We start from the raw sequence: 3,104 nt of genomic DNA, 5'->3' as shown, positions 1-3,104 counted from the left end.
ACCGAAGACCGGACCGGCCATGAAGTGTTACCCATGTGCCCGGTCTATTCTGTTACCCATGTGCCCGCTTGCACCGGTTACCACCCGAAGGAGCAGTTGTTGCTAGCATCGCAAGCGATCCCGCCGAATATCGCCGAGGGGAACGGCAAGGCGACCGACGGTGACCGCCGCCGGTATTTCGAGATTGCCTGCGGGTCGGCCTTGGAGTGCGGCGCGATCCAGGATGTTCTCGAAGTCTGCGGTGCGCTCGGGGTGACGGCGACCGGCATCCCCGCCGTGTGCCGCCCGCCCAGGCTGCGGCGGTGCGGTCACCAGGCCGCCCGCGCGTGACGGGAGGCGGCGGGTGTCCAATGCGGCACGGCACGCCCCGCCCTTACCCGGTCGATTTCGAGGCCAAAAACGATCTCATACCCGGCATGTGCACCTAAACTAGGTGACTTGTCAAATGAATATCCTTACTTGCAGAGGTCCGACCCGCGCGACCCCAATTTTCGAAAGAGGGGCAATGGTCCAGTGGATGTCCGCCGGAAGGGGTCGTCTCGCGCGCTGGCGTGCCGACCGGTCAGGTGCGACGGCGGGCGGCCTGGCCCGAGCGTGAGGGTTTGAAAGGATAGTATTCGACCGCGCACAGGCCGGCGTCTCGGATGGCCGGATCGCTGGTGATCAACTTCAAGTTCAACGTTGCGGCGGTAGCCACGATGGTGCGGTCGAACGGATCGCCGTGGAAATCCTTCAGATTGTTGGCTTTCACGGCAATCGTCGGCGTCAATTCAAGTAGTCGCACGTCGGCCGAGAGTCCCGCCTCGAACAGCTGCGCAAGCGTTCCATCCAGTTCGAGCCGGCCGAGACGATGCAAGATTGCCGTTTCGAGCAAGCTGACGCTGCACAAACCCTTGGGCTCGGACGTCGCCAGCACGCGTCGGATACGTTGCGGCAGCACTTCCGGCAGGGTGATGCCGTTGACCCACGGCGCCGTGTCGAGCAGGTACCTCACCGCAAGCCTTTCCACTCCGACGGTGGAATGGCATCGGGTGACACCGGCTTCCTCAGGCCGAGATGTCTTCCCGCACCAAGAAAGGACTGAGGCTGCTGCGCCGGCACGATTCGGACGTAGGGCTTCCCGCGCCGCGTCACCAGAATCTCTTCGCCAAGCGCAGCCTCGTCCAGAAGTCCAGTGTCTCGCCGCAGCGATCGAACGCTGACTGTCTTCATGTCCGACATTGTGACGGACATCGGATGACGCCGCAAGAATCGTGCTGAGCCGCTTCGGTCGATACGCGCGAGACGGTTCATTCTCTGCGGAATCATCAGGGTGTGGTCGGACCACGACCACATGCAGTAATCCCTGGCATTCGGTCACCGGATCAGCTCGATTTGACGTCCATCGCGTCGTTTTCGACGGCTAAACTGGCCGGATACACCGCAGCGTCCTCACGCATGACATGGGTGTCATCGATCGTTTCAGGCCGGACTCTGTGTAGTGCGCCAGGCCGCCGCGCCCTACGGGTGCCGATCTCCGTCTGAAAACCGGCCCGCAAGCGCTTTGCCGCCGCTTCCGGATGAGCAAACCATCGATTAATCAATCGCTTGCGATGGTGAAACCCGGTAGAACCCTGCCGGCGAGCCGCCGGTGTGTGACCGGGATCCCCGCAGTGTGCCGCCCGCCCAGGCTGCGGCGGTGCGGTCACCAGGCCGCCCGCGCGTGACGGGAGGTGGTGAGTGTCCAATGCAACCATGAGCGCTGGGGGATGGCGAGCCGGCCGTCTTGTTGGCGGCGTTGCGCAATGTGGCGATGGCGAAGGGCGGGATGGCCACTCTGGCGCACGCTGCCGGGGTGAGACGTGAGAGTCTCAACCGCACGCTGTCGCGCCGGGGGAACCCGAAGATCGAGGCCATCATGGAACTGCTTCGCGCACTCGGCCTCCAGCTGAGCGTCGAGCGAACGCGAGCGGCGTGAGACCGGCCGGCCCCGAGCGAGAAGGATGATCCCCACTTCTCCGAGCCGCCGAAATCATCGCCAAATCAGATAGTTCCAGCGCGACGGCCGATCCTGTGCTCGGATGTCCCAAAATCGCTGTCCTTCTCTTGCTTTTCGCGACGGGGTCGAGCCAACTACGGGGGAGCGGTCCTACTTTCGCCACCTCGAAAGTAGCTCTACGAGCCCTCCTAGGATGGCGACCCCGAGGCAAAACAGGATGCCATTCTGCCTGTCTGCCATGAGTCCGAGGTTTACCATCCTTGCGCCGCCCGATGATGACTCCACAGAAACATCGAATAAAGCCTCTTCTGCAGATCGAGTGGGTGAATTCTGACGGTTTCGCGCGTTGAAGACGGGGCGGGGGCGGCGCGGGCCGGTAACGAGCCAGGCGACGCGGTGGGGCGGGGTGTTGGTATGCACCACGCCCGCTGGCGCGTACGTCGGGACTCAGAGCTTGGGCAACATGCAAGTCAGTACCTTGAGGCGCAGGTACTCCTCGTCGCGCAACCCGTACGCCCGGCGCTGGATCACTCGAATCTTGTTGTTCAGGCCTTCGACGAAGCCCAGGGAGACCTTGTTCTCGGGCCGACAGTACGCCGCGATTCCGTCCCAGTGCCGTTCGATCAGCTGGGCGAATCTCTCGTACGGTTCGAGACGCTGCCACTTCAGCGCCGCCCTCCAGTTCTCGAAGAAGCGGCGCGCCCAACCTTCGCGACGGTAGTCCCACAACTGACCAAAGGACTCCTTGAGCAGGTAGGCGGTGTTGAGTCGCTTGTTGGCGGCCAGCAGCTGCTTGAGAGCGCGCCGGCCATCGAGCGTGAGGTTCTCCCGGTGCGACAGCAAGGTGTACTTCTGCCCCTTGATGAAGCGCCGATCGTTGCCACTGAGGCGCGCGTACTCGTGCTTGCGTACCGTGTCGAGCGCATCGCCGAGGTGGCGCATGATGTGGAACTTGTCGAACAGCACGTTGGCCTGCGGCGCGTGGAAAAAGACGAAGACACCCATGATTGGAGGGAGGCCGTCTGCCGGGCGCATCCACCAGCTCCGTTATGTAGCGTCGTATAGGGCCTTGACATTAACCCTATACACGTCCACACTCTCTCCGTGCCCAGCCCCCGCTACACGC

4 protein-coding genes are annotated in these 3,104 nt (G+C 63.0%); 2 read left to right on the top strand and 2 right to left on the bottom strand.

Translation table 11 applies throughout. The annotated features are described in order from the left end of the window. Nucleotides 1–33 precede the first annotated feature (33 nt). The gene (locus L6Q96_23015) at nucleotides 34–330 is read left to right on the top strand and encodes a four helix bundle protein (protein ID MCK6557421.1); all 297 of its coding nucleotides are present in this window, start codon (nucleotides 34–36) and stop codon (nucleotides 328–330) included. A gap of 232 nt (nucleotides 331–562) precedes the next feature. On the opposite strand, the gene L6Q96_23010 is transcribed toward L6Q96_23015, so the two are convergent. Then, nucleotides 563–994 carry a type II toxin-antitoxin system VapC family toxin gene (locus tag L6Q96_23010; GenBank protein MCK6557420.1) on the bottom strand — a complete coding sequence of 144 codons (432 nt, stop codon included), beginning with the start codon at nucleotides 992–994 and terminating at the stop codon, nucleotides 563–565. A 798-nt stretch (nucleotides 995–1,792) separates the two neighbouring features. Here L6Q96_23010 and L6Q96_23005 point away from each other — a divergent pair. After that, on the top strand, nucleotides 1,793–1,957 hold the full coding sequence (locus L6Q96_23005) for a hypothetical protein (protein ID MCK6557419.1): 165 nt from the start codon (nucleotides 1,793–1,795) through the stop codon (nucleotides 1,955–1,957). A gap of 468 nt (nucleotides 1,958–2,425) precedes the next feature. Here L6Q96_23005 and L6Q96_23000 read toward each other — a convergent pair whose 3' ends face one another. Then, entirely contained in the window at nucleotides 2,426–3,013 is a 588-nt protein-coding gene (locus L6Q96_23000) for a transposase (protein MCK6557418.1), read from the bottom strand. Nucleotides 3,014–3,104: the final 91 nt, after the last annotated feature.

This window comes from Candidatus Binatia bacterium (assembly GCA_023150935.1).
In the GTDB taxonomy this organism is placed as follows: Bacteria; Desulfobacterota; Binatia; order HRBIN30; family HRBIN30; genus JAKLJW01.
This window is presented reverse-complemented; position numbering and strand designations above follow the sequence as displayed.

Coding starts and splice junctions, on each gene's coding strand:
- L6Q96_23015 (MCK6557421.1), top strand. CDS start 34: ATGTGCCCGGTCTATTCTGTTACCCATGTGCCCGCTTGCACCGGTTAC.
- L6Q96_23005 (MCK6557419.1), top strand. CDS start 1,793: ATGGCGAAGGGCGGGATGGCCACTCTGGCGCACGCTGCCGGGGTGAGA.
- L6Q96_23000 (MCK6557418.1), bottom strand. CDS start 3,013: ATGCGCCCGGCAGACGGCCTCCCTCCAATCATGGGTGTCTTCGTCTTT.